Here is a 1,230-nt window from a genome sequence, read left to right on the forward strand (position 1 = left end):
ATTACCGTCTCCAAGTACCAGGATGCTTTGCCTCTCTACCGTCAGGAGACCATCCTGCAGCGCATCGGCGTCGACATCCCCCGCGCCACGCTGGCGAACTGGATGATCAAGGCGGGTCAGTTGGTACAGCCCCTGATCAACCTGTTGCGGGACCAGCTTCTGGCCCATGATCTGATCCAGATGGACGAGACCACGGTGCAGGTACTCAAGGAATCGGGCAAGGCTGCCCAGTCCAAATCGTATCTGTGGTTGCAGCGCGGCGGGCCACCGGGTCAGCCGGTGGTGTTGTATGACTACGATCCGGGCCGCGGCCAGGCCGTGCCACTGCGCCTGCTGGCGGGCTTCAAGGGTTATCTGCAGACGGACGGCTACGATGGGTACAACGCGGTGGTCGCCGCGCAGCAGCTCACCCACGTTGGCTGCATGGCTCACGCTCGGCGTCGGTTCAGTGAGGCAGTGAAAGCCCAGGGCAAGCGCGGGAAGACCGGCAAGGCCCACCAGGGCTTGGCCTATATCCAGAAACTGTACCGAGTGGAGGCGGGGGCCCGGCAGTTGCCGCCGGAGCAGCGCCGCGTGCTGCGGCAGGAGAGGGCTGCGCCTGTCCTGCAACAGCTGCGGCAATGGCTGGACCAGAGCCTGCCACAGGTCCCCCCAGGTAGTGCTACGGGAAAGGCCTTGCAGTATCTGCACAACGAGTGGGACAAGCTGGTAGTCTATTTGGAAGATGGTCGATTGGAGATCGACAACAACCTAGCCGAGAACGCGATCCGGCCGTTCGTTACAGGTCGCAAAAACTGGATGTTCAGTGACTCGTTGGCAGGCGTGAACGCCAGCGCCAACCTGTATTCACTGATCGAGACGGCGAAGGCCAACGGCCTCGAACCTTACGCCTACCTGCGCCAGGTCTACGAACAACTGCCCCGCGCCAACACCGTAGAGGCCATTGAAGCGCTGCTACCCTGGCGAAACGACAGTACTTGATAGCATCTTGAGCAAGGTATTCCCGTCCCTACCCAACATCGAGTTCCTCATCGACGACAACGGTAAAATCAGCATTGGCTCTGTGGCCTCGATCCCCTGCGCCGCGGTTGCTACAGATGAAGCTCGCTGCCTTGCCATGCTTGTACGCCGAGAGGGTGAAACGCTTCGGCAGTTGCTTATACGGCTCGATCGCGCCATCGAAATCGCACTTGAGGACCAAGACCCGGTCGACGAAATCAACAATGGGTA

The 1,230-nt window shown here is 60.6% G+C and carries 2 protein-coding genes; both read left to right on the plus strand.

Annotation, left to right across the window (positions count from 1 at the left end):
- The coding region (locus Q6D67_RS21580; RefSeq protein WP_304707903.1) for an IS66 family transposase at positions 1 to 981 on the plus strand (981 nt) is incomplete at its 5' end.
- 7 nt (positions 982 to 988) lie between these two features.
- On the plus strand, positions 989 to 1,230 hold a 242-nt coding region (locus Q6D67_RS21585), incomplete at its 3' end, for a hypothetical protein (RefSeq protein WP_304707905.1).

The organism is Haliea sp. E1-2-M8, assembly GCF_030649675.1.
Taxonomy (GTDB): Bacteria; Pseudomonadota; Gammaproteobacteria; order Pseudomonadales; family Halieaceae; genus Haliea.